Below are 20,722 nucleotides of genomic sequence, written 5' to 3' on the forward strand. Positions count from 1 at the left end.
CCCGGCCCCCCTGCGCGGGGGCCGGGCATCGGCGCGCCCGGGTGGGCGGGCGGAGCGTCAGCGGGCCCGGACCGGTCCGGTAGGAGGGGCGCCGGAGGACTCCCCGGTCACGTATTCCGGCTGAGCCGGGCCGTTCCTTCGGCGCGGTGATCGCGCGTGCGGTCCTACGTGCCGTCGGTGGGCCGGGGACGGCGCGGTCGGTCCGGTCGGTCCGGTCGGTCCGGTCGGTCCGGTGACAGCACCATGCTCAGGCGTGTCCAACGGGCACGTGTGCGCCTCGACTTGACGATCGCGGCCCCGGTGAGCCCACCGAAGGCCACCCAGAGCAGCGTCAGTGTGTGCTCGCCGGTGTGCCACGTGACGGCGGCGTTGAAGGCGTACAGCACCAGCAGGCAGGGAAGCACCCACGTCGACCGGCCCGACTGGTCGGACTGCTGCCGCCCCACCATCACGGCCATCGCCCGGCGCACGGCGGGGTCGCGTGGCAGCCGCTCCTTCGCCATCCGGCGGTTCAGGATCGCCAACTGTCCCGCGGTACAACCCGTCTCCCGCACCAGCTGCTTCCGCGTCGCCCGCGCCCATCCGGTCGTCATCACCGACAAGGCCGACCAGGTCACGGCGACGACGAGGAAGATCCACCCCGATCCGAACATCACGCCCACGGCAACGCTCACCGTGGCGCCGAGAACGACCAGCACCCAGATGACGAACCACGGGGAGTCGTGTCGGCGTGCCTCACCCTGCCAGTCGACCTCGTCCGGGTCCCGGGCAGCTGTGTGCTCACCGCTGCCCCCGTCTTCCGCCGTATCGTCGCCGGTCACCGCGCCCCCTCCACCCGTCCGCATGATGACACGAGGTCGCTGGGCCACGGTGATCGGCCCCCGCGGCACGGCGGCGGCAGCCGGCCACGCGTCCGGGCGGGGAGGGCCTGCCGAGCGGCGGGTGACGTGGCACGCCGGAAGCACACCGCCCCCGCCGCCGTCGCTTGTCGGCCGATCGCCCCCCTGCAAGGATGTGACGCGCGATCAGATGTCGGCAGGCGGGCGGGGAGAGAGCGGATGACGACGACGTTCGAGAACACCGTGGAGATCGGCCGCTCCCGCGGTGAGGTCTTTTCCTATCTGGCGGAACTCGGAAACCTCCCCGCGTGGAACTACGCGATCAAGAGGACGGTCCGGCACTCGCCTGGGCCGGTGGGAGTCGGGACGCTGTACATCCAGGAGCGGAGCCTGCCCCGTCCGATGACCGAGGAACTGACGGTGACCGCCTTCGAGCCCGACTCGCTGCTGCGTGTCTCCGGAGGATTCGGGCCGTACACCGGGTCGTCCACCTACGAGCTGACGTCGGCGGGCGACGGCGGGACCCTGCTGCGGAACACGATCGAGCTGGAGCCGCAGGGAATTCTGTCGGCCCTGGCCGCCATCGCGACGCGGAAGGTCAAATCCGCTGTCGCCGAGAACCTGCTCGTCCTCAAGAAGATCCTCGAAAGCTGACCGGCAGCCGGCCGGACCCCGGGACGGGCCGATCCGGGCGCCCGGTATACGCTCCAGCGCATGCCGAGTCCTGCCGTGTCCTCCTTCTCCGGCCGTGACGGCGTACGTCTCGCCTACCGGGAGGTGGGTGCGGGCAGGCCGCTGGTCCTGCTGCACGGCATCACCGGAGACGCGACCTTGTGGCTGCGCGACGGCCAGGCCGAGGCGATCGCGGCGCGCGGTCACCGGGTGATCATGCCGGACTTTCGCGGACACGGCGCGAGCGACAAGCCCCAGGACGCGTCCGCCTACCCTGCCGACGTACTGACCGACGACGGTTTCGCCCTCCTCGACCACCTGGGCCTGGAGGCCTACGACCTCGGCGGATATTCGCTCGGAGCGCGCATCGTGGTGCGGATGCTGGTGCGCGGTGCGGTGCCGGGGCGGGCGCTGGTCCTGGGGCAGGGCCTGCGGGAAGTAAGCGGGGTCGGAGGCGGGGCGGGGTCGTTCCTGCGGCGGGTCTTCGCCGGGGCCGACACGTTCGAGCCGGGCTCCGTGGAGGAGCGTGCCGCGCGGCGGCTCCGGTCGAACGGTGAGGACCCGGTGGCTCTGCTCCATGTGCTGGATTCCGTCGTCGCCACCCCGGTCGAGTCGCTCGGCCGGGTTCAGGTGCCGACGCTCGTGGCCGTCGGCAGTGACGACGAGCGGGCCGGCACCGTCGACCAGCTCGTCGCGGCGCTGCCGAGCGGTACGCGCGCCGCGTTGCCCGGAGACCACCGGACAGCGCCCGCGACGCCGGAATTCGTCACGGCGATCGCTGAGTTCCTTGCCGCCGGGCGGTGATCCCCGCACCGACCGGCGCTGTCAGCCGGCAGCGTCGGCGGCCGAGCTGACGGTGGCGCCGAGGTGGAGGCAGCCGCGTCCGCGGGCATGCTGGAGGATATGGGTACCAGCGTCGCTGTCACCGGAGCCGCCGCGGGGCTCGGCTACGTCATCGCTGAGGAGTTGGCCGCCCGCGGCCGGACCGTTGTCCTGCTCGACCGGGACGAAGCGGCGCTGGGCGCCGCTGTCGAGCAGCTCGGCGGTGGCCGCCACGGCCGTGTCGTGGGTCTTGCGGCCGATCTGTCGACTGTCGAAGGTGTCCGTGCCGCCGCCGGCGCGCTCCTGGCACAAGGTGGCATCGGCGGGTTGGTGAACAATGCCGGTGGCTGGCTGCCGGACGAGCAGTATCCCGACGCCGAGCCCGAGCGGTGGCTGTCGGCGCTCACGCTCAACCTGACCGCGCCGATGCTGCTCACCCAGCTGCTGTGGCCGGCGCTGTCGGCGGCGGCCGGCGCGGTGGTGAACATCGGGTCCAGTGGCGGCCTCGGCGACGCGGCCTACGGTTCGCCGGAGTACGGCGCCGCGAAAGCCGGACTGCACCGCTTCACCACGAGCCTCGCGGGACGCGTCGACGTCCGCGTGACGGCCGTGGTGCCCGGCTGGATCGGACTGGAGCGCGCGCGGAAGCAGTGGGCCGCGCTGTCCGAACGCGAGCGGGACGAAGCCGGCCCGCTCGTCCGGCCCGAAGAGATCGCGGCCACGGTCTGCGCACTTCTCACATCGGGTCGGGCGGGAGAAGTGGTCGAGATGCTGGGCGGCGACCGGCGTCCGGGGTGAGGTCGCACGAGCGTGTCTCCTCCAGTACGCGGTAGCCCACCGCGGTGTACAGGGACATCGCGACCTCGTTGCCGCCGAAGACATTGAGCATCAGGACCTGGTCGCCGGCGGCCCGCGTGACCTGCTCGCCGACCGTCATGGCCGCGCGGCCGTGGCCCCGGCCGCGGAACTCCGGGTGGACCACCAGCGAGTACCCGAAGGTGACCCCGGACAGGAAGCCGTGTTTCAGCCAGGCGTTGCCGATCGGCTCACCGTCGCTCTGCAGCACCAGGAGGGTGTTGCCAGGGGTGGCCACGCCCTCGGGAAGGAGGGCGCGGTAGTCCTCCTCGGCCCTCTCCCGGGCCTGCTCGGGCGTCCAGGAGCCGGCCCGCACCATGTCGGCGGCATAGCGCTGCGTCCCGGCGGCCTTCCACACCGGGTACTCGGCGTGCGTCATCGGCCGGTATGTCATCGCGGTCGGCGGCTCGGCCCCAGCCCCCGCCCCGGCCCCCGGTCCGACCCCCGCTCCCGCTCCGACCGGCTTGATCCGGGTCTGGCCGCGGACCGGGTACTCGGCGAAGAGCCGGTCCGGAGCCGTCTGCCGAACGACCACCTGCCCCGCCCCGTGCTCCGCGCACCAGCGCAGCGCCCAGGCGTGGGCCGCGCGGCGGTGGCGGCCCTGTTCGTCGCGGCCGGGGTCGGTCCAGAGCTCGCCGATCCGGCCGACGGAGCGGCCGGACTGCTCGGTGAGGCCGACAACGACCTGCCCGATCCGGCGGCCGTCGCCGTCGAGAATCGATGCCGCCGTCCAACTGCCGCTCAGTTCGACGGTCTTGGCGGCCAGTTCGGTTGCGGCCGGCTCCGGCAGACCACCGGCCCGGTAGGAGTCGATGAGGCGCCGCCGGTAAGCCGGCTGCCAGTCGGCGGGAACGGTGAGGAGCGCGAAATCCGTCATCCGGGCAAGGAAAGGAGATCAACACCCCTGCTGTCCAATGGTTTTCACCGGGGCGCTCGCCTCAGACCCATGAGACGTCCGTTAGCCGGCCGGCCGCCCGTCCGCCGGAGGGACGAGGCCGGTGTGTTCGGCGCAGAAGGCGAGGGCGTCGCTGTGGAGGTCGGCGTAGCGGGACGCGGTGCGCGGGCCGTGGCCGACTCCGTCTTCGGTGCGCAGGAGCACGGGTCTGCCCGAGGCGGTGGCGTGTTGCAGGGCGGCGGTGAGTTTGCGCATGTGGGCGGCGTCGACGCGGGGATCGACCCGCGGGCTGGTGAGCAGGACGGCCGGGTAGCGGGTGCCGGGACGCACGTTGTGGTACGGCGAGTAGCTGAGCAGGGTGTCGAGTTGGTCGGGGTCGTCGGCTGTGCCGAATTCCTTGGTCCACCAGGCGCCCAGGCCGAACAGGGGATAGCGGACCATGTCGGTGATGGCGTCGGAGCAGACGGCGGCCGCGTAGAGCTCGGGGTTGCGGGTGATGGCGACGGCGACCATCAGTCCGCTGTGCGAGGCGCCTTTGACGGCGAGCTGCGCGGGGGTGGTCAGGCCCTGGTCGATGAGGTGGCGGGCCGCGGCGGCGAAGTCGGCGAAGGCGTTGGGCTTGCCGGCGCCGCGGCCCGCGGTGTGCCAGGTCGTGCCGTGTTCGCCGCCGCCGCGCACACCGGCCACGGCGTAGATGCCGCCGGCTCTCACCCAGGCGGTGATGCTCGGCGAATAGGCGGGGGCCGCCGAGGCACCGAAGCCGCCGTAGGCGGTCAGCAGTGCGGGCCGGGGTCCATCGAAGGGTGCGGCGGGGCTGATGACGTACAGGCCGACGGGGGTGCCGTCCTCGGACCGGCAGATCAGCTGCCGTACGACCGGCTGCTCCGGTCGGCGCGAGGGGGGCCGGGGCCCGCCCGCCGCGATGCCGGAGACGTGCCGGGTCTCGGGCTCGCAGCGCTGCTGCGGCAGGGCGAACCGGTGGACGGCGGGCGGGGTGACGAAGTCGGTGTAGCGGAACCACACGCGGTCGCTGTCACCGGGCGGTGTACTGAGACCGCTGATCGTGCCCGGGCCCGTCCCGGGTGTGGCGATGTCGGTGAGCCGCCGGCCGGTGACGTCGTGCAGGGCCAGGAAGGGAACGCCGTTGCGTACGGTGCTCACCAGCAGCCGCACCTCGCCGCTGCCGGGATCGCGCAACGCGGTGCAGGCGGACAGCAGGGCGTCGGGGCCCGGCTCGACGACCGTGGTCCAGGCCGAGGAGTGCGGCTCGGCCGGATCGATGACGCAGACCCGTCCGCGCGGTGCCCCCGCGTCGGTGATGGCGTACAACAGCCCGCGCGGGCCCGCTTTGACCAGGGCGCTGCTGCCCTGTGCTGTCCCGTCGTGGACGGTCACCAGGTGCGGGTCGCCCGGGCCGCGGCCGGCCGTCGCGTCGGCTTGCAGGTCCGCCAGGCGGAGGATGTTGCCGGTCTGCGGGCCGGCAGCCGCGCTCACCAGGAGCCAGCGGCCGTCGGGGCTGAGCGAGACCGACAGGTGACGCATCGGCGTCTCCAGTACGACCGGGTCGTGCGCGGGATCGTCCCCGAGGTGGTGCAGTCTCACCCGGCGCGGCTCGGCCGGCGACCCCGTCACGTAGTAGAAGCCGGTGTCGTCGGCGAGCCAGGCCACCGCGGTCGGCCGTCCCAGGACCAGCGGGCCGTCCACCGGCCGGCCCCGCGTCACGTCCAGCACGCGCAACCGCGGTGACTCCGAGCCGCCGGCGGCCACCTGGAAGGCCAGCAGCCGCCCCGACCACGACGGACGCCACGCCAGCAGCGACGTGCCCCCGGACGGGTCGAGCTCCATCGGGTCGACGATCACCCGCCCGGCCTCGTCGGCCTCTCCTTCGGCGGCGGCCACCAGCACGGGCATCTCCTGGCCGGCCCGCCGGCGCAGGAAGAACCGCCGCGAGCCGCGCACCACGGGCGCCGACACCACCGGCACCGCCGCGCCCCCGCGGTCCATCAGCTCATCCAGCAACGCCCGGAAGGCCGGCCGGGCCCGCCAGCCCGGTCTGTGCTCGGCGAACATCCGGTCCTGCGCGGCGAGCCACTGGACGCACTCGGCATCGGTGTCGTCCTCCAGCCACCGGTACGGGTCGCACACCGTCCGGCCCTGCACGCTTTCCACGAACGGTTCGCGCCGCAGTGTCGATGCGTCACTCATGTTGTCCTGACTCCCTTTCACCGATCCGGCGGTGAGCCCCGGAACGGGCCCACCGCCGGAGGACGGACACTCAGTCGGTGTCACCCTCGGCGAGCTCCATGCGCCATTCCTCGAGGCTCCCGATCTCGTCCGCCAGCTGAGTGAGGATGATGGGAAGGCCCGGCATCTCTTGCATTGGTTTCACCTTTCCGTGCTCCGGTCGTCGACCCGTCTCAGGTCCTTGAGCGGTGACTACCCACTGTGCACGAGGACACCGTCTCGACTGCCGAAACCACCCGTACGGGGCCACGCAGATGGCTGACCCCGGACGGCGCGGCCGTCGGCTGCCGCAGGTCATCGGCCGCGTGTCGGACGGCCGGTGCGGCATCCGGGGTCACGGCTCGGGCGAGCACGCCCGCTGGCGGCCGGGATGGTGTGCTACGCAGCGTGTCCGTCCCGGCCGACGACGGCCCGAGTCCCCCACGGCCCACGGCCACCCGGCGCTCTTCGTATCGTTCGACAGTCCCGAAGAGCGCCGGGTGGCCGTTCCGCGTGGTGCAGGCCCCGGGTGAGACCGGCTCGACGTGGTCGTGCCGGTCTCACGCTGCGAACGGTGCGGCTACGACGCGCTCGCGGGCATCAGCTGCGCCATGTTGAAGCCGGCGACGTCCTTGCTGGAGCCGATGCCGTCGCCCCACTGCATGTAGCCCTTGCGAACCCCGTTGTCCTTGTCGTTGACGTCCAGCGCGAAGGAGAACACGTTGTTCGCCGCGGGCTGCACCGAGGTGAGGTCGCTCCACGGCACGGCCAGCTCGTACAGGGTGGTGTGGGTCGCGTCGTCCCGGGTCACATTCACGGTCGCGTTCGTGACCTGTCCGCTGCCCTCGGTCGGAGCGATCCATCGGTACAACTGAGCGCCGACCGAGGTGAGGGCGGCGCCGTACTCGTAGTGTCCGTTGACCGAGGCGGTGCTTTCGGTGGCCGACGAACCGGGCACGCCCGAGGTGGCCGCCAGTTGCAGGCAGTCGCCCTGCCAGATGTCGGCCCCGGTCGCGGGTTCGGACTGGACGTCGTCGGTGAGGTCGGCGGTGACGTAGAGGTTCGTGGCATCCCAGTCGAGCCACACCTTGCCCGACAGATCGGACGGGCCGCCGTAGGGCTGGGCGGCGTCCAGTGTTTCCCATGTGCCGTTGGCAGTAGTGGCCAGATCCACCGCGGGACCGTCCTGGACCTGGGAAAGCGTCCACGAACTGCCGAGGCTCTTGTTGACCACGGGCAGGAAGGTGACGTGCCCGGAGAAGGCTTCCGAGGACAGGTCGCCGGAGATGACACTCGTCACCGTGAACGGGTAGACGGTGGCGAAGCCGATGTTCGTCACCGGCACGTCCACCGTGGCCGATGCCTGGGGAGCGATGGTCGCGCTGACCGGCTGGGTGCCCGATGCGCTGCCGAGCTTCCAGTTGACCGCGGTCACCGTGGTGGGCGTGTCCGACGGGTTGTTCAGGACCACCTTGAGCGAGCCGGCCGGCGGGCTGACCCCGGTCACCACCGGGGTGACCTGTTCCGGAGTGGCGCCCGAGGTCACGGTGAGTGCGCTGACCGCGTTTTCGGTGTAGGCACCGGCGCCGCCGGTGAACGCTGCCGTCGCCTCCAACTCGGCCTTCGTGCCCGGGCTCGCGGTGGCCGGAATCGTGACACTCCAGGTGGCCGTCACGTGCTGACCGGGCGCGACATGGGACAGCGAGACCGGTGAGGTCGCCGTCGCCGTCCAGCCGCTCGGCGGCTTCAGGCTCATCGAAAGGCCGTGGACGGCGGTGGTGCTGGTGTTGGCGAAGGTCGCCGTCGCGGTGATGGTGGTGTTCGGCTTGACGATGCCCGCCGCCTGCAGACCGAACGGGTCCTGCACCACGATCGGAGCTGTGCCGGTCACGCCGTTCACCGTCACCTCGACGGTGGCGGCGCCGGGTGCCCGCATGGTGACCACGCCGGTGCGGCTGACCGTGGCGACCCGCGGGTCACTGGTGCGGTAGGTGACACGGGCGTGGGACAGGTCGGCGAACGACTGGTCGTTGTCGGCCGCTTCGATGATGTTGTCCGCGCTCGCGTGGTTCTGCTCGAGCGCGGAGTCGGTGTCCGGCGCGATCCAGGGGTTGGTACCGGTGAGGTCCAGCGCGTCGCCGGGCTTGAAGACCACCTGGTCCGGCTGGACGGTGACCGACTGCACCCGCGCAGTGATGGCGCCCCGCACCCGCACCGTGCCGGAGCCGGCCGCGGTGGCCGCATCGGGTCCGACGCGGAACTGGTAGGCACCGTTGCGGACGACCTGCTTGAGGGCGCTCTCGTCCCACTGGCTGAGGTCGGCGACCTTGACGGACAGCTTGACGTGCTGGGTGTGCCCCGGCGCGAGCACCGCCGTCTTCTGGAAACCCGCCAACTGCTCCTTCGGCAGCTCCACACCGGGCACGGTGAACTGCGGCGCCGCGTAGAGCTGGGCGACCGTGGCGCCGGCGACCTTGCCGGTGTTGGTGACGTCGAAGCCGACGCTCACCGTGCCGTCGGCGGACACCGAACCGGGTCCGACCCGGACGTGGGAGTAGCTGAACCGGGCGTAGGACAAGCCGTATCCGAACGGGTAGGTCGGTTTGCCGGCGAAGTACATGTAGGTACGGCCGAGCCCGCCCGTCTGGGACGCGGTGAGCCCGTAGTTGTCCATCGCGGGGAGCTGTGCGTCGTCGGCGAACCAGGTGAAGTCCAGGTGGCCGGACGGGTTCTGTTGGCCGAAGAGCACCTGGGCGAGCGCTGTGCCCTGGCTTTCGCCGTTGTAGCCGCTGAACACGATCGCCGGGAAGTCCTGCTGGGCGTCCTGGATGTCGTACGGGCCGTCGGCCTGCATCACCAGCGCCGTGCGGGGGTTGCCGAGGGCGGCGACCTGGCTGATCAGCGAGTCGTAGTTGCCGGGCAGGGCCAGCGTCGAACGGTCGGTGCCCTCGTCCGCGACGCCGAGATCCGAGCCGACGACCACGATCACCAGGTCGGCCGCCTTGATCGCGGTCTGGGTGGCGGCCGGGCACGCGGCGGGCGTTGTGGCGGTTGTCGAGGTGCCGCAGGCGTCGAAGGTGACAGTTGCCGACGGGTTGGCCGCCTTGACCGCCGCGGTAATCCCCTGCACGGCGTTGACCTGGAGCGTCGGATTGCCGGAGTAGCCGCCGAGCGTCGTCGGTTGGCCAGATTGCCGACGATGGCGATGGTGTTCAGCTTGGCGGGGTTCGCCGGCAGCAGCGGGGCCGAACCGCCCGGGACCTTGTTGTTCTGCAGCAGCACCAGGTCCTGCGCGGCGACCTTCTCGGCCAGCGCCTGGTGGGCGGGCGATTCGATCTGCGCCTTGGTGACCTTGGTGTAGGCGACCTTGCTCGCGGGGTCGAACTCCCCGGTCTGCATGCGGATCGTGAACAGCTTCGTCAGCGCGCTGTCGATCACCCCGGGCGTCAACAGACCGAGCGAGATGGCCGCGTCGATGTTCTGCGTGGTCAACTCACCGCCGGCGCAGTTCAGCTGGGTGCCCGCCCGCAGCGCGAACGCCTGCCCGCCCGCCGATGCGGAGATCTGCCGGCCGGTGGCGGTCTCCGTCCATGTGGTGCCGTTGGTCGTCCACCCCGGCGGTGCCCAGTTGTGGCCGCCGGAGGAGTACACGTCGCCGATCGCACCGCAGTCCGAGGTGGTGTACCCACCGAACCCGTAGGTGGCCTGCAGCAGTTCGTTCACCGTGTAGGTGTCCGCGGGCGCCGGCGTGCCGTTCACCGCGTTGTAGGAGGTCATCACGCCGGACACGTGGGCGTTCTGCACCAGGCTGGCGAACTGCTTGGTGTAGTAGTCCCTGATGTTGGCGTCGGTGGTGTTCGCGCTCTGGGTGTGCCGGCTGTCCTCGTCGTTGTTCAGGGCGTAGTGCTTGGCGGTGGCCGCGACCTTCAGGTAGGGGGTCATCGGCCGACCGGTGATCGTCTCGCCCTGATACCCGTCGACGAACGCGTCGGCCATCGTGGACGCCAGATAGCTGTCCTCGCCGAACGACTCGTTGGTACGCCCCCAGCGCGGATCGCGGTCCATGTTGACTGTCGGCGCCCAGAAGGTGAGATCGCCGTAGTCCGACGCGGACGGGCCGATGTTGTTCTGCCCGGTCCCCCACAGCGACTTGTCGAGGAATCCGCGCGCCTCGTCCGAGATCGCCGTGGTCTCCTGGTAGGTCAGCTTCGGATCCCAGGACATCGTGGACGCGAAGTTCACCGGGAAGCTGGTCGCCGTCACGTTCAGCTCGCCCTGACTGCCCGCCGCGGTGTCGGCACCGAGCCGGTTGATGCCGTGCTGGCCCTCGCTCCAGTACGTGTACCGCTGGACCCCGAGCCGGGGGATGGCCGGCGCGTCGTTGGTCTGCAGTTGCGCTTCCTTCTCGGCCAACGTCATGCGCGAGACCAGATCGGCCGCCCGCTGGGCGAAGGTGTAGTGGGTGTTCAGGTAGATCGGTGGCGTCGAGGCGGCGGCGGACCGGGCCGGATCTCGCGTGCTCGCCTGCGCCACCGCCGGCACTCCGGCGACCACGGTCACCGCCAGGGCGGCGGCCAGGAGGCGTCCGACGGATGATCTGAGTCCTGGGGAGTGCATGGTTGTCTCCTTCAGGTCATGCGCCGCTGGGGCGCAGGTTCATGGGGAGCACGCCGGCACCGGTGACGGTGGCCTGCGCGGGGGGACGGTCACCGGGGAGCCGGGAGCGATGCGGACGTCGGCCGGGTGGTCGCGGCCTCGGCCGGGCGCGCGTCGGCATCCCGGCCGAGGCCGTGCCGGCTGGATGGCGACAACGTTGTCTCCTTCGCGCACGAAGTACGGCGTACCGCGGCTGCCCGCCGAACCTGATGAAAGCTCGCCCCCACACTGTTTAGCTTGCTATGAGCAAAAGTCAAGGGTGCTGCCGCAGGGGCCGCCGCAGAACCGGACGAAGCGTCAAATCCCTTGCCAGGCTTGACAATCCGTGTCCTGGCGGCGAGATTCCGCGACGGGAGCGGACCGGGGACGGGAGGGCGAGCTCGGCTTCGGGTCGGGGTCCAGGTGATGCGTGCCGGGTTGGGCGGCCTATTTCTGACTAATGTCGTCGAAAGTCCCTACCCGGAACTGCGGGCGCCCGACAGCATCAGGGCGCCGAGTCCTTCACGTTCGGGCTGAGGGCGTAGGCGCGGGTCGGGGAGGTGCCGGAGGCCGGGTGGTCGGACGAGGTGGGCTTGCCGCTCGCGTCCAGCCCGATGACATCCTTGTAGGTGCTGACCTCGGCGCATTTCTTGTCGGTGCCCAGTTGCTGGTTGGTGCCGTTGAGCGCTGCCTGGGTGTCGACGGGCGCCGGGGCGGCTTTGCCGCCGGGGAACGTGGCGCCGGTCGGCCAGTCGGCGCCGATGAGCAGCACGATCCGGGTCCCCGGCCCCTGCACGAGTCCCCTGGCCGGCAGACCGATTGACCTGGCGACCGCTTGGGCCTGCGCCTTCTGACCGGGCGGATAGGTCAACGAGGTGGTCGCGGCCGGCGTTCCGTTCCCCGGCGCCGTCCTGTCGCTGAATCCCCCGTCGATCAGTTGCTGGGCGATCGCCAATGCGCGGCCGTTGACCGTCGTGCCGTTCTGGACCTGTACGGCGATGGAGGCGATCGGCACCGGGGGGACGGTCGGCGAGGAGGAGTGGCCGGCCCCCGCGGCGGCCGCCGTGAGTGACTGATCGGTGGCAATACTCTTGAACATCGCCTTGGCACCCGGGGCGATCTCGGTCCGCGAGGATCCCTGCACCGTGACGTCCTGGGTCTGCATGGTGGCCCAGGTGATGCGGCTGGCGGGGACCTTGTTGAGGTCGCCGGCCAGGCCGATGAGCTTCGTGGCGGAGTCGAGGCTGTTGTCGACCGTCAGTGCCTTGGTGGCGGCGTTGGCGATGCCCCACATCTTCGTCGGACTGCTCAAGGTGCCCTTGCTCTTCAACTGGCTGAGCAGGGCGTTGAGGAAGAGGTGCTGGGCGACGGTCCGGCCGCGGCTGTCGCTGGCGTCGCCGACCGTGCCGGGTCCGCAGGAACTCCAGCGCCGACTTGCCCTTGAGGACGTGCGTGCCCGCCTTCAGCTTCAGGTGGCTGTAGGGGTCGTAGATGTCCTTGTCCACGCAGACCGTTGCCCCGCCGACCGCGTTGGACATGTCCACCACGCCGGAGAAGTCGACCATCATGAAGTGGTCGATGGGTATCCCGGTGAGTTCGTGCACCGCCACGACGCTGCAGCCGGGGCCGCCGTTCAGCGCCGAGTTGATCATCGCGCCGGTCTGCGGGCCCATGCTCGGATGGTTGGCGTCATGGCAGCCGCTCCAGTCGCTGCGCAGGTCGCGCGGGATGCTCATCACGGTGGCGTTGGACCGGTCGGCGGAGATGTGGACGACCATCTCCACATCGGCCCGGGCGCCGCTGGCGGTCCCGCAGGCACCGCCGAGCTTGCAGTCCGCGGCGTCGGTACGGGCGTCCGAACCGATCACCAGGATGTTGATCGGACTGCGCCCGAACGCGTCCACCAGCTCGTGTCCCGCGCCGTCCTTGCCGTTGGCGGACAGGTCGTCGGAGTTGATGTTGCTGTTCAGCTTCCAGTACGCGTACGCCGCCGTCCCGGCTCCGAGCACCAGCACAAAGCCCAGCGACAGACCGACGATCTTCACAGCGCGCTTTCCGCCCGGCTTCTTCCGGCTCCTGCGCATCGCGGCCCGGCCGCCGGCGGGCGGCTCCGCCGCGTCCGTCGCAACACCCCTGTTCTGGCCGGCTCCATGCCTCCGCGATCCGCTGGGGGGCTTGGGCATGGGCACTTCCTCACAGGTTCGGGCTGCTGGCGGATCACAGGACAGATCATCAAGTATGACTTCCAGCGGACGTGTTGGGTTCCGCGCCTCCCACAGCGGTGGATCTCTTCCCGTGATCCGGCGCGAAGGCATGCCCGGATCCTGGGTGCCCACGCGGCGGCAGGTTCGGTCCGCCAGAAATGTCAGCGGGGTCTGCAAGGCTCCGGCCATGGAGATGACCCTGCAACTGACGATCGACTGCGCCGCCCCGCAGACGCTGGTGGCGTTCTGGAGCCAGGCGCTGGGGTACATACCCGAACCGCCGCCGGGTGGCCGTGCCACCTGGCGGGAGTACTGGGCGGCCACGGGGGTGCCCGAAGAGGAGTTGCCGGTCGGAGCGGGCGAGAGCCCGGAGTCGATCGTCGATCCCGCCGGGCAAGGGCCTCGGGTGTGGTTCCAGCAGGTTCCGGAAGCCAAGACCGGAAAAAACCGCATCCACCTCGACCTGAAGGTCGGCGGCGGGCGCGACGTCCCGTTCGCGGTCCGCGCGCAGCGGGTCACCACCGCGGTGGAAAGACTGACCGCGGCCGGCGCCCATCTGCTGCGGACCACGGACGAGCCGGACACGGGGCACTACGCCGCCGTGCTGCAGGACCCGGAAGGCAACGAATTCTGCGTCGTCCAGGACCCGTCTTCTTGATCGGCCATCGAGCTTTCAGGGCCGCCGGCTGCCCCCAGGGCGAGACCGCCTTGCCGATTGACGTCGGTCGGTTCGTACCCACCAGGTGCGGGGCAAGCGGCGACTGCAACCGGGACGCCCGCGGCGAATGCGGGTGTCCGCGGTCGGACATGGAGCGTGGGCGGAGCAAGGGGCCCAGCACCGAACGGTGACCGCGTTGGCGGACGCGCTCGCGCTGCGGGGAGAGGCACGTGAGCAGCTGGTCGAGTTGGCGCGCGACGGTCGGCTGCGGGATCCCCGGGCGCGTTCGAGGTGGTCGGCGGCACCGAGGCGAGCAGCCGCTGCCACGCCCTGGCCGGCGCCGCAGGGGGCATGGACGTCCGCGTTCGTGTGGGCGATCCGACCTGACGGGGCCATCGGCCCGGCGGGCAACCTTCTGCTAGATTTCGGCGCTGCTGTTCGCTGATGGCCCCCACGTCGTCGGCGTGATGCGCTGTTCGCATTCCGTGACGTCCTGGGGGGTCTTCTTCGTGAGCGCCGACTGTCCGCCACCGCCGGTCGCCCGGGATCGGAACGGCCTCCGCCCCGGCCTGGTGGCGGGCGTGCTCGTAGCGATCGTGGCGGCGCTCGCCTACGGCGGGCTGCTGCGGGCGCTGGCCCATGGCAACGGCCACAGCACCGAATTGGGCTACGGCCCGCTGGCGGTGGGCGCACTGGTGGGCCTCGCCGTCGGCAAGGTCGGCGGGCGCGACGCCAGGCTCCCCGTCGCGGCCCTACTGCTGACGATCTCCGCGGTGATCCTCGGCGACCTGTTCGGCACCGCTTTGATCCAAAGCCACCTGGCGTCCGGCCTCGGCAACGACATCCCGGTCACCGACCTGTTCCTGCACCACTTCGCCGCCCTGTGCCAGGCGTGGAAGCACGACGCCGACGTGAAGCGGATCGTCGCCCTGTGGTTCGCCGCGCTCGCCGCGTACGGACTGGCCCGGCGCTTCGGCCGCGGCTGAGCCCCGCCGCGCGCCCACCCCGAGCCGACCCGGAGAGCAGCGCATGACCTGGCCCGAGACAGCCCCGACGAAACCCATGTCCCGCGGCCGGCTGATCGCCGTCAGCACGGTCGCCGTCGCGATCGCGGTGGCCACCGGCGTGCATACTTTGCGAGCAGACCTCCGCGAGGCGGACCGGGGCCCGGCCGCGAGCTGCGCGTCGCTCGTGCGGGCCGTGACCCCGGTCGTGGCGGCCACGCACGGGGCGGACACCGCGGGTCTGCGGCGTGCGATGCGGCTGGTCGTGCAGCATCCCGAGTGCTTCCCGCAAGACATCCGCGACGCCGCCCAGACGCTGCTGGACGAGCCGGCGGCGACGCCGGGCTGACGCGGACCCCGCCCCGACCGGCCGCCCTCCACCCCCTATGGGTGGGCATGGGCACGAAGACCTCCGGCCGGTGTGTCCCGCGGACAGCCCCACCGCACCGGAGGTCTTCGTGTTCACACCCCGCGCGTGGCGACGGGGCTCGTGGTCAGGACTGCCGGGCTACGGCGTGCGTGGGCGGGCGGGTGCGGTGACGTGGAGGGTCACCGCGGCCGACGGCAGCGCGTACGGCGTGTCCGTGCCGAAGTCGAGCCGGGCCCGGTAGTCACCGGGAGCGGTCACCTGGGGCGTGTCCGCCCCCAGGGTCACGGTCACGGTGGCTGTCGCCCCCGGGCGCAGGGTGAGCCGCTGGGTGCTCTCCTTCAGCCAGGGGACGTCGGAGGTCGGGTCGACCGCGAAGCCGGGCAGGTTCTCCACCGCCCCGGTGACGGCCAGCCCGCCCGTTCCGCCGCCGACCTTGTAGAAGCCGAGCGCGCCGCCGCCGCGGTAGGTGGCCGTGGCGGCGTTGGGCAGGGCGTTCCAGCTGCCCGTGCGCGGATCGTAGGCGAAGCCCTGATTGCTCAGGTCGTCGCCGCTGACACCGCCGGAGACCACCAGCAGGCCGTCCGCCGAGGCGTACGCCGAGCCCCACAGCGGCAGCGGCATGTCCGCCAGCCGTGACCAGGCGTCGGACGCCGGGTCGTAGACGTAGGTGTGCGCGGTGTTCCCGGCGTCGGTGGCTCCGCCGGCGCAGTAGAGCTTGCCGCCGATCGCGGCGCAGGACACCCAGGAGACGGGCTCGGGGTAGTCCGCCGCCCGGCCCCAGGTGTCGCTCGCCGGGTCGTAGACGTTGACGTCGGCGACGCCGCAGGCCGTGTCGCAGCCGCCGACCAGGTACAGCCTGCCGTCGAGGACGGCGCTGCCGGCTCCGGCGTGCGGACGCGGGTCGGGTGCGCCCGTCGTCCAGCTGTCGGTGGCGGTGTCGTACACCTCCAGTGCGGGGTCGGGGTTGGCGTCGGCGCCCCAGCCGCCGGCGATGTACAGCTTGTCGCCGATGAAGCCGTGGCCGGGCGCTTCGCGGGTGTCGGTGGCGCTGGCGAGCTGCTTCCAGTTGTCGGTGGCGGGATCGAGCACGTACAGCTCGTTGCTGTCGCCGACTCCGCCGATGGAGAAGCCGGGGTCGCCGAAGCCGGCGTAGAGCCTGCCCTGGTGGCTGTCTGCGATGTTGTCCATGGCAGCCACCGGCAGGTCGGGGGCGCTCTGCCAGGCGTTGGGCGGGGTCGGCGCCGGGTGACCGGCCGGCGAGGAACCGGTGGGCGCCCCCGTGGGGACGCGGCCGAGCGGGTAGTCGCCCTGGACGCGCCGCAGGGGCGCACCGTGCGTCGCGTCCGGCAGCAGCACGTCGTCCTGCTCGCCCAGCGTCAAAGTGGCGGGCTCGGTACCGGTGTTGGTGATGGTGAGCTTCCGCCGCACCTGCCGGCCGGGTGCCGTGGTGGCGTCGAGTGTTCCGGGCGTCGCCGACAGCCGTCCGGCGCGCAGGGAGTACGCCACCGGCGTGGTGCGGTCGGCCCGTACGGTCAACGCCCGTTCCTGGTCGGCGTAGTTGCTCTTGGCGGCGGTGAGGGTGTGCTTGCCGGGGCCGGGGGTGAAGAGCGAGAAGTACCCGTCGGCCAGCGTCGGGTCCTCCGGGGTGGCCACCGTCTCGGTGTGCACGGCCGGGTTTCCGGCGTCGGTGATGGTGGCGCCGGTGGCCGGCAGGCCGGAGTTGGCGTCCTTCGCGGTGCCGACGACCATGCCGCCGGGGGTGGGAGTGAAGTCGCGCTGCCCGACGAAGACATCGTCGACGCCCCAGTACCAGACGCCCGACGCAGCGTAGTGGAAGCGGAGTTGTACGGCGGGCGCGTCGGCGTAGGCGCCGAGGGGCACGACCACCGGAGTGGGGCCGGCGTAGAACACGCTGTCGTCGGGGGTCCAGACCGTCGACCAGGTGGCGCCGCCGTCGTCGGTGGCCTCCACGTCGAAGTTCATCCGCGACGGGTTGTAGGTGTACATGGTGTCGAAGGCCAGCTCGGGGGTGTCCTTGCCCGTGAAGTCGTAGACCGGGCTGGTCAGTTCGGTGTCCTGGTGCTGGTCCCAGCCATAGAAGGTGCTGTCGACGACGGCGAACGCGCCGTCACCGCCGGTGTTGTTCCCCTCGCCCGCCGGGTCGTCGAACTCCCAGCCGCCCTTGGTGCCGTCGGCGTCGGTGACGGTCCAGCCCTGCGGCGGCGCCGTGGCGGAGTCGAACGTCTCGGTGCTGCCGGTCAGATGGACGGCGTAGCCCGGCGCGGTGGCGACCCACGGATCGGCGGTGAGCGGGCAGTCCGCGGTCAGTGCGCGGGTGCCGACGTGGATGTCCTTGGTCACGGCGCGGTAACCGGGCGCCACCGCCGCCACGTCGAGGGTGAGATCGGCGTTGCGCGGCAGGGTCACCCGGTAGGCGCCGGTGGCGGGGTCGGTCCAGACCGCGTTGGGATCGCCGGCCACGCCGATCTTCGCGTAGAGCGGCCAGCCGTGGCCGGAGCCGTCGGTGACCTTCCCCGAGACCGTCTCGCTGGGCACCCGGCCGACGGTGATGTTCCGGGTGACGGAGGCGCCGTCGCCGATCGCGATGCCTCTGACGGTTCTGGTGGCGTAACCGAAGGCGGTGGCGGTGACGTCGTGGCGGCCGGCCGACAGCGCCAGCGTGTAGTGCCCGTCGGCGTCGGTGTGGGCCGCGTCGGTCCCCGAGGAGAGGGTGGCCCCGACGACGGGCTTGCCGGTGGCGCTGTCGGTGAGCGTTCCGGACAGCCGGCCGTGCGGCCCGGTGCGGAAGGACTGCAGGCCGTTCGGGGTGCCCAGGCCGGTGGGTCCGTCGTAGCCCGCGCCGGCGCGGCACAGGTAGGCGGGGTCGCAACTCCCGTTGCTGCCGCTGGTGATGTCGTTGAGCCCGTCACGGTTGGCGTACGGGTAGGCGTTGGGGTAGGTGCCGGCGGCCGGGGTGGCCGCGTCGGCGTACACCGCCGCGATGATGGGCGACGACGCGCTGGTGCCGCCGTAGACCGACCAGCCGGTGTTCCCGTAGGTCTGGTAGACCGACACGCCGGTGGCCGGGTCGGCGACCGCGGAGACGTCGGCCACCGCGCGGTGGGCGCAGCCGGTGTCCTGCTGGAAGGCGGGCTTGGGCTCGTACAGCGAGCATCCGGAGCCGGCCTTCGCCCACGCCGCCTCGGACCAGCCGCGTGCGCTGTCCGCGTCGCGGGCCAGCGAGGTGCCGCCCACGGAGGTCACGTACGGGGAGGCCGCCGGGTAGGCGACGCCGTAGGCGTAGTCACCGGACGAGGCGACGACCGCGACGCCCGGGTGGTCGTAGTACGCGTCGAGCGCCGTGGTGTCGGAGGGGTCCTCGCCGGTGCCGGGGCCGCCCCGGTAGTCGGTCCCGTAGGAGTTGGAGACGTACTTGGCGCCGAGCGCCACCGCGGTGTCGACGGCCGCGCCGAGGTCGTCGCTGCTCGGCTCGTCGCCCTCGACCAGGAGGATGTGCGCGTTGGGGGCGGCGGCGGAGACCATGTCGAGGTCCAGGGATATCTCGCCCGCCCAGTCCTCGCTCGGCTCCGGGTAGTCGGTGCCGCCGCGCTGGTCGACCTTGGTGAAGCAGCCGCCGGCGGAGGTGCACGCGGGCAGCCCGAACTGCTCGCGGTAGACGGCGAGGTCGGCCTCCGCGGTCGGGTCGTCGTAGCTGTCGACGATCGCGACGGTCTGTCCGGCTCCGCCGTCGGCCGGGAGGTCGTAGGCGCTCTGCAGGTCGGCCGGCCCGTACCCGGCGGGCGCCGCCGCCGCGCGCAGGCCGCGGGCGGGGGACACATCGGTGCGGCGCAGCGCGAAGCAGGCGTACTGGCCCGGTTCCGGAGTGCCGCAGACGGGTTGGTACGGCGCCTGCTGCCCGCTGTCCGCGGCGGGGGCGGGCGCCGTGCGCGAGGGATCCGCGGACGCCGCCGGCGCCTGCAGGCCCAGCACCGCCACGGCGACGGCGCCGAGCAGCGCCAGCGCACCTCGTGCCGTGCGGCCCGAAGAGGGGCCTGAACTTCGTTGTCTGCGCACCAAGCACTCCCGTGGGTACTCGTCGGAAGGCAGTCCCGCGACGTCGGGGCGACGGCGGGCACACCGGCGATCATTAAGAACGTGTGGTGGATGCATGTCAATGGGGCCTGGGACGATTCCTGATCAACCGGATACAGGGGTTGCCACAGGGGAGTTCGGGCCGCCGCCGGCCGGTTCGGGCAGGCCCACCGGCTACGGTGTCGGCCATGACGACGGACGAGTGGCTGACCGACACCCGAACCTCGTACGACACGGTCGCGGTCAGCTACGCCGCCCAGGTGCGCGACGCCCTCGCCCGGGGTCCCTACGTCCGCGCGGCCCTGGCGCTATTTGCCGACAGCGTCCGGGCCGCGGGCGGCGGGCCGGTGGCGGACATCGGCTGCGGGCCCGGGCACGTCACCGCGCACCTGCACACCCTCGGTGTCGACGCCTTCGGTGTCGACCTGTCTCCCGGGATGATCGAGGTGGCCCGCCGCGACCATCCCGGCCTGCGATTCGAGGTGGGCTCGATGACGGACCTGGACCTCCCGGCCGCCTCGGTGGGTGGATTGCTGGCCTGGCAGTCGCTGATCCACATCCCCGACGACGAGGTGCCGGCCGTGCTCGGCCACTTCCATCGGGTACTGCGGCCGGGTGGACCGCTGCACCTCCTCTTCCACGTGGGCGACACACCACGCTGGAAGACCGAGGGCTACGGCGGCCACCCGATGAAGGTGCAGGTCCACCGGCGCCGGCCGGCCCAGGTGGCCGACTGGCTGCGCGACAGCGGATTCGAGGTCGAGGCCCAGATGGTGCTGTCTCCGCAGGAGAAATCGTCGCAGGCGATCCTTTTCGCACGGCGCGGCTGATCGCCGGGCAGCCGGCGGGCAGTCCCGGTCGCGCGGGGCGCGCCCGCTTATTCCGTTGCGGCCCGGGCCGGGCCTTCCCAGACTGTCACCGTGCTGATCAGACGCGAAGAGCCGGCCGATGTGCCCGCCGTCCACGCTGTTGCCTCCGCCGCCTTCGCCAAGCCGGGCGTTCCGATCACCGCGGAAGCCATCCTCGTCGATCAACTCCGCACCAGCGGCGCGTGGCTCCCGGCGCTGTCGCTCGTGGCGATCGGCCCGCAGGGGGAGATCGTTGGGCATGTGCTCTGCACCCGTGGGCACGTCGACGCCATGCCGGTGCTGGCTCTCGGACCGCTGAGCGTGGATCCCGGCCATCAACGAAGGGGCGTCGGCCTGGCGCTCGTTCACTCCGTGCTCGGCGCGGCGGACGCCGCCGGTGAGCCGCTTGTCTGCCTGCTGGGTGACCCCGACTACTACGGCCGGTTCGGCTTCCGCACCAGCACGCGGTTCGGGATCGTCCCACCGGATCCGGCATGGTCCGAACACTTTCAGGTCCGCACCCTGACCGCCTACGACCCCGCCCTGCGCGGCGCGTTCACCTACGCCGAGCCGTTCGACAACCTCTGACTCCCCCGCAGCACGCG

14 protein-coding genes and 2 pseudogenes are annotated in these 20,722 nt (G+C 71.7%); 8 read left to right on the top strand and 8 right to left on the bottom strand.

Annotated features, from left to right (window positions below):
* Positions 1-164 precede the first annotated feature (164 nt).
* A complete protein-coding gene (locus tag GA0115240_RS18400; RefSeq protein WP_093737761.1) occupies positions 165-821 on the bottom strand; it encodes a hypothetical protein in 657 nt (218 codons plus the stop codon).
* A gap of 237 nt (positions 822-1,058) precedes the next feature.
* Between GA0115240_RS18400 and GA0115240_RS18405 the strand changes: the two genes are divergently transcribed.
* The 3 genes from GA0115240_RS18405 to GA0115240_RS18415 all read left to right on the top strand — a co-directional run bounded on the left by GA0115240_RS18405 (position 1,059) and on the right by GA0115240_RS18415 (position 3,131).
* Complete coding sequence (locus GA0115240_RS18405; RefSeq protein WP_093737762.1) at positions 1,059-1,493, top strand: SRPBCC family protein; 435 nt, start codon at positions 1,059-1,061, stop codon at positions 1,491-1,493.
* 60 nt (positions 1,494-1,553) lie between these two features.
* A complete protein-coding gene (locus GA0115240_RS18410) occupies positions 1,554-2,315 on the top strand; it encodes an alpha/beta fold hydrolase (protein ID WP_093737763.1) in 762 nt (253 codons plus the stop codon).
* A gap of 99 nt (positions 2,316-2,414) precedes the next feature.
* The gene (locus GA0115240_RS18415; protein ID WP_161302283.1) at positions 2,415-3,131 is read left to right on the top strand and encodes an SDR family oxidoreductase; all 717 of its coding nucleotides are present in this window, start codon (positions 2,415-2,417) and stop codon (positions 3,129-3,131) included.
* Here the strand turns inward: GA0115240_RS18415 and GA0115240_RS18420 are convergent.
* The 6 genes and pseudogenes from GA0115240_RS18420 to GA0115240_RS39290 all read right to left on the bottom strand — a co-directional run.
* On the bottom strand, positions 3,070-4,065 hold the full coding sequence (locus GA0115240_RS18420) for a GNAT family N-acetyltransferase (protein WP_093737765.1): 996 nt from the start codon (positions 4,063-4,065) through the stop codon (positions 3,070-3,072). The two genes, GA0115240_RS18415 and GA0115240_RS18420, sit on opposite strands and share 62 nt — an antisense overlap.
* Before the next feature lie 81 nt (positions 4,066-4,146).
* Positions 4,147-6,288 carry a prolyl oligopeptidase family serine peptidase gene (locus tag GA0115240_RS18425; RefSeq protein WP_093737766.1) on the bottom strand — a complete coding sequence of 714 codons (2,142 nt, stop codon included), beginning with the start codon at positions 6,286-6,288 and terminating at the stop codon, positions 4,147-4,149.
* Between the two features lie 598 nt (positions 6,289-6,886).
* On the bottom strand, positions 6,887-9,637 hold the full coding sequence (locus GA0115240_RS37635; RefSeq protein ID WP_256069875.1) for a glycoside hydrolase family 3 C-terminal domain-containing protein: 2,751 nt from the start codon (positions 9,635-9,637) through the stop codon (positions 6,887-6,889).
* A 317-nt stretch (positions 9,638-9,954) separates the two neighbouring features.
* Positions 9,955-10,923: pseudogene (locus tag GA0115240_RS39285) on the bottom strand (glycoside hydrolase family 3 N-terminal domain-containing protein); the annotation flags it as partial.
* Between the two features lie 523 nt (positions 10,924-11,446).
* Positions 11,447-12,253 (bottom strand): LytR C-terminal domain-containing protein, encoded by an 807-nt coding sequence (locus tag GA0115240_RS38305; protein ID WP_237554991.1) that lies wholly within the window; start codon positions 12,251-12,253, stop codon positions 11,447-11,449.
* Positions 12,254-12,374: 121 nt separating this feature from the next.
* Positions 12,375-13,415, bottom strand: a pseudogene (locus tag GA0115240_RS39290) (LCP family protein); the annotation flags it as partial.
* Between GA0115240_RS39290 and GA0115240_RS18440 the strand changes: the two are divergent.
* The 3 genes from GA0115240_RS18440 (at position 13,333) to GA0115240_RS18450 (ending at position 15,156) form a co-directional block, all read left to right on the top strand.
* Complete coding sequence (locus GA0115240_RS18440; RefSeq protein ID WP_093737767.1) at positions 13,333-13,803, top strand: VOC family protein; 471 nt, start codon at positions 13,333-13,335, stop codon at positions 13,801-13,803. The pseudogene GA0115240_RS39290 and the gene GA0115240_RS18440 sit on opposite strands and share 83 nt — an antisense overlap.
* 581 nt (positions 13,804-14,384) lie before the next feature.
* Positions 14,385-14,789 (top strand): hypothetical protein, encoded by a 405-nt coding sequence (locus tag GA0115240_RS18445; RefSeq protein ID WP_141708881.1) that lies wholly within the window; start codon positions 14,385-14,387, stop codon positions 14,787-14,789.
* 43 nt (positions 14,790-14,832) lie between these two features.
* Complete coding sequence (locus GA0115240_RS18450) at positions 14,833-15,156, top strand: hypothetical protein (protein ID WP_141708882.1); 324 nt, start codon at positions 14,833-14,835, stop codon at positions 15,154-15,156.
* A 159-nt stretch (positions 15,157-15,315) separates the two neighbouring features.
* On the opposite strand, the gene GA0115240_RS18455 is transcribed toward GA0115240_RS18450, so the two are convergent.
* Positions 15,316-19,251 (bottom strand): Kelch repeat-containing protein, encoded by a 3,936-nt coding sequence (locus GA0115240_RS18455; protein ID WP_256069873.1) that lies wholly within the window; start codon positions 19,249-19,251, stop codon positions 15,316-15,318.
* A 206-nt stretch (positions 19,252-19,457) separates the two neighbouring features.
* On the opposite strand from GA0115240_RS18455, the gene GA0115240_RS18460 reads away from it, so the two are divergent.
* Both GA0115240_RS18460 and GA0115240_RS18465 read left to right on the top strand, forming a co-directional pair.
* The gene (locus GA0115240_RS18460) at positions 19,458-20,099 is read left to right on the top strand and encodes a class I SAM-dependent DNA methyltransferase (RefSeq protein ID WP_093737771.1); all 642 of its coding nucleotides are present in this window, start codon (positions 19,458-19,460) and stop codon (positions 20,097-20,099) included.
* Between the two features lie 90 nt (positions 20,100-20,189).
* Positions 20,190-20,705 carry a GNAT family N-acetyltransferase gene (locus GA0115240_RS18465; protein ID WP_093737772.1) on the top strand — a complete coding sequence of 172 codons (516 nt, stop codon included), beginning with the start codon at positions 20,190-20,192 and terminating at the stop codon, positions 20,703-20,705.
* Positions 20,706-20,722: the final 17 nt, after the last annotated feature.

Source organism: Streptomyces sp. DvalAA-14 (genome assembly GCF_900091855.1).
Taxonomy (GTDB): domain Bacteria; phylum Actinomycetota; class Actinomycetes; order Streptomycetales; family Streptomycetaceae; genus Actinacidiphila.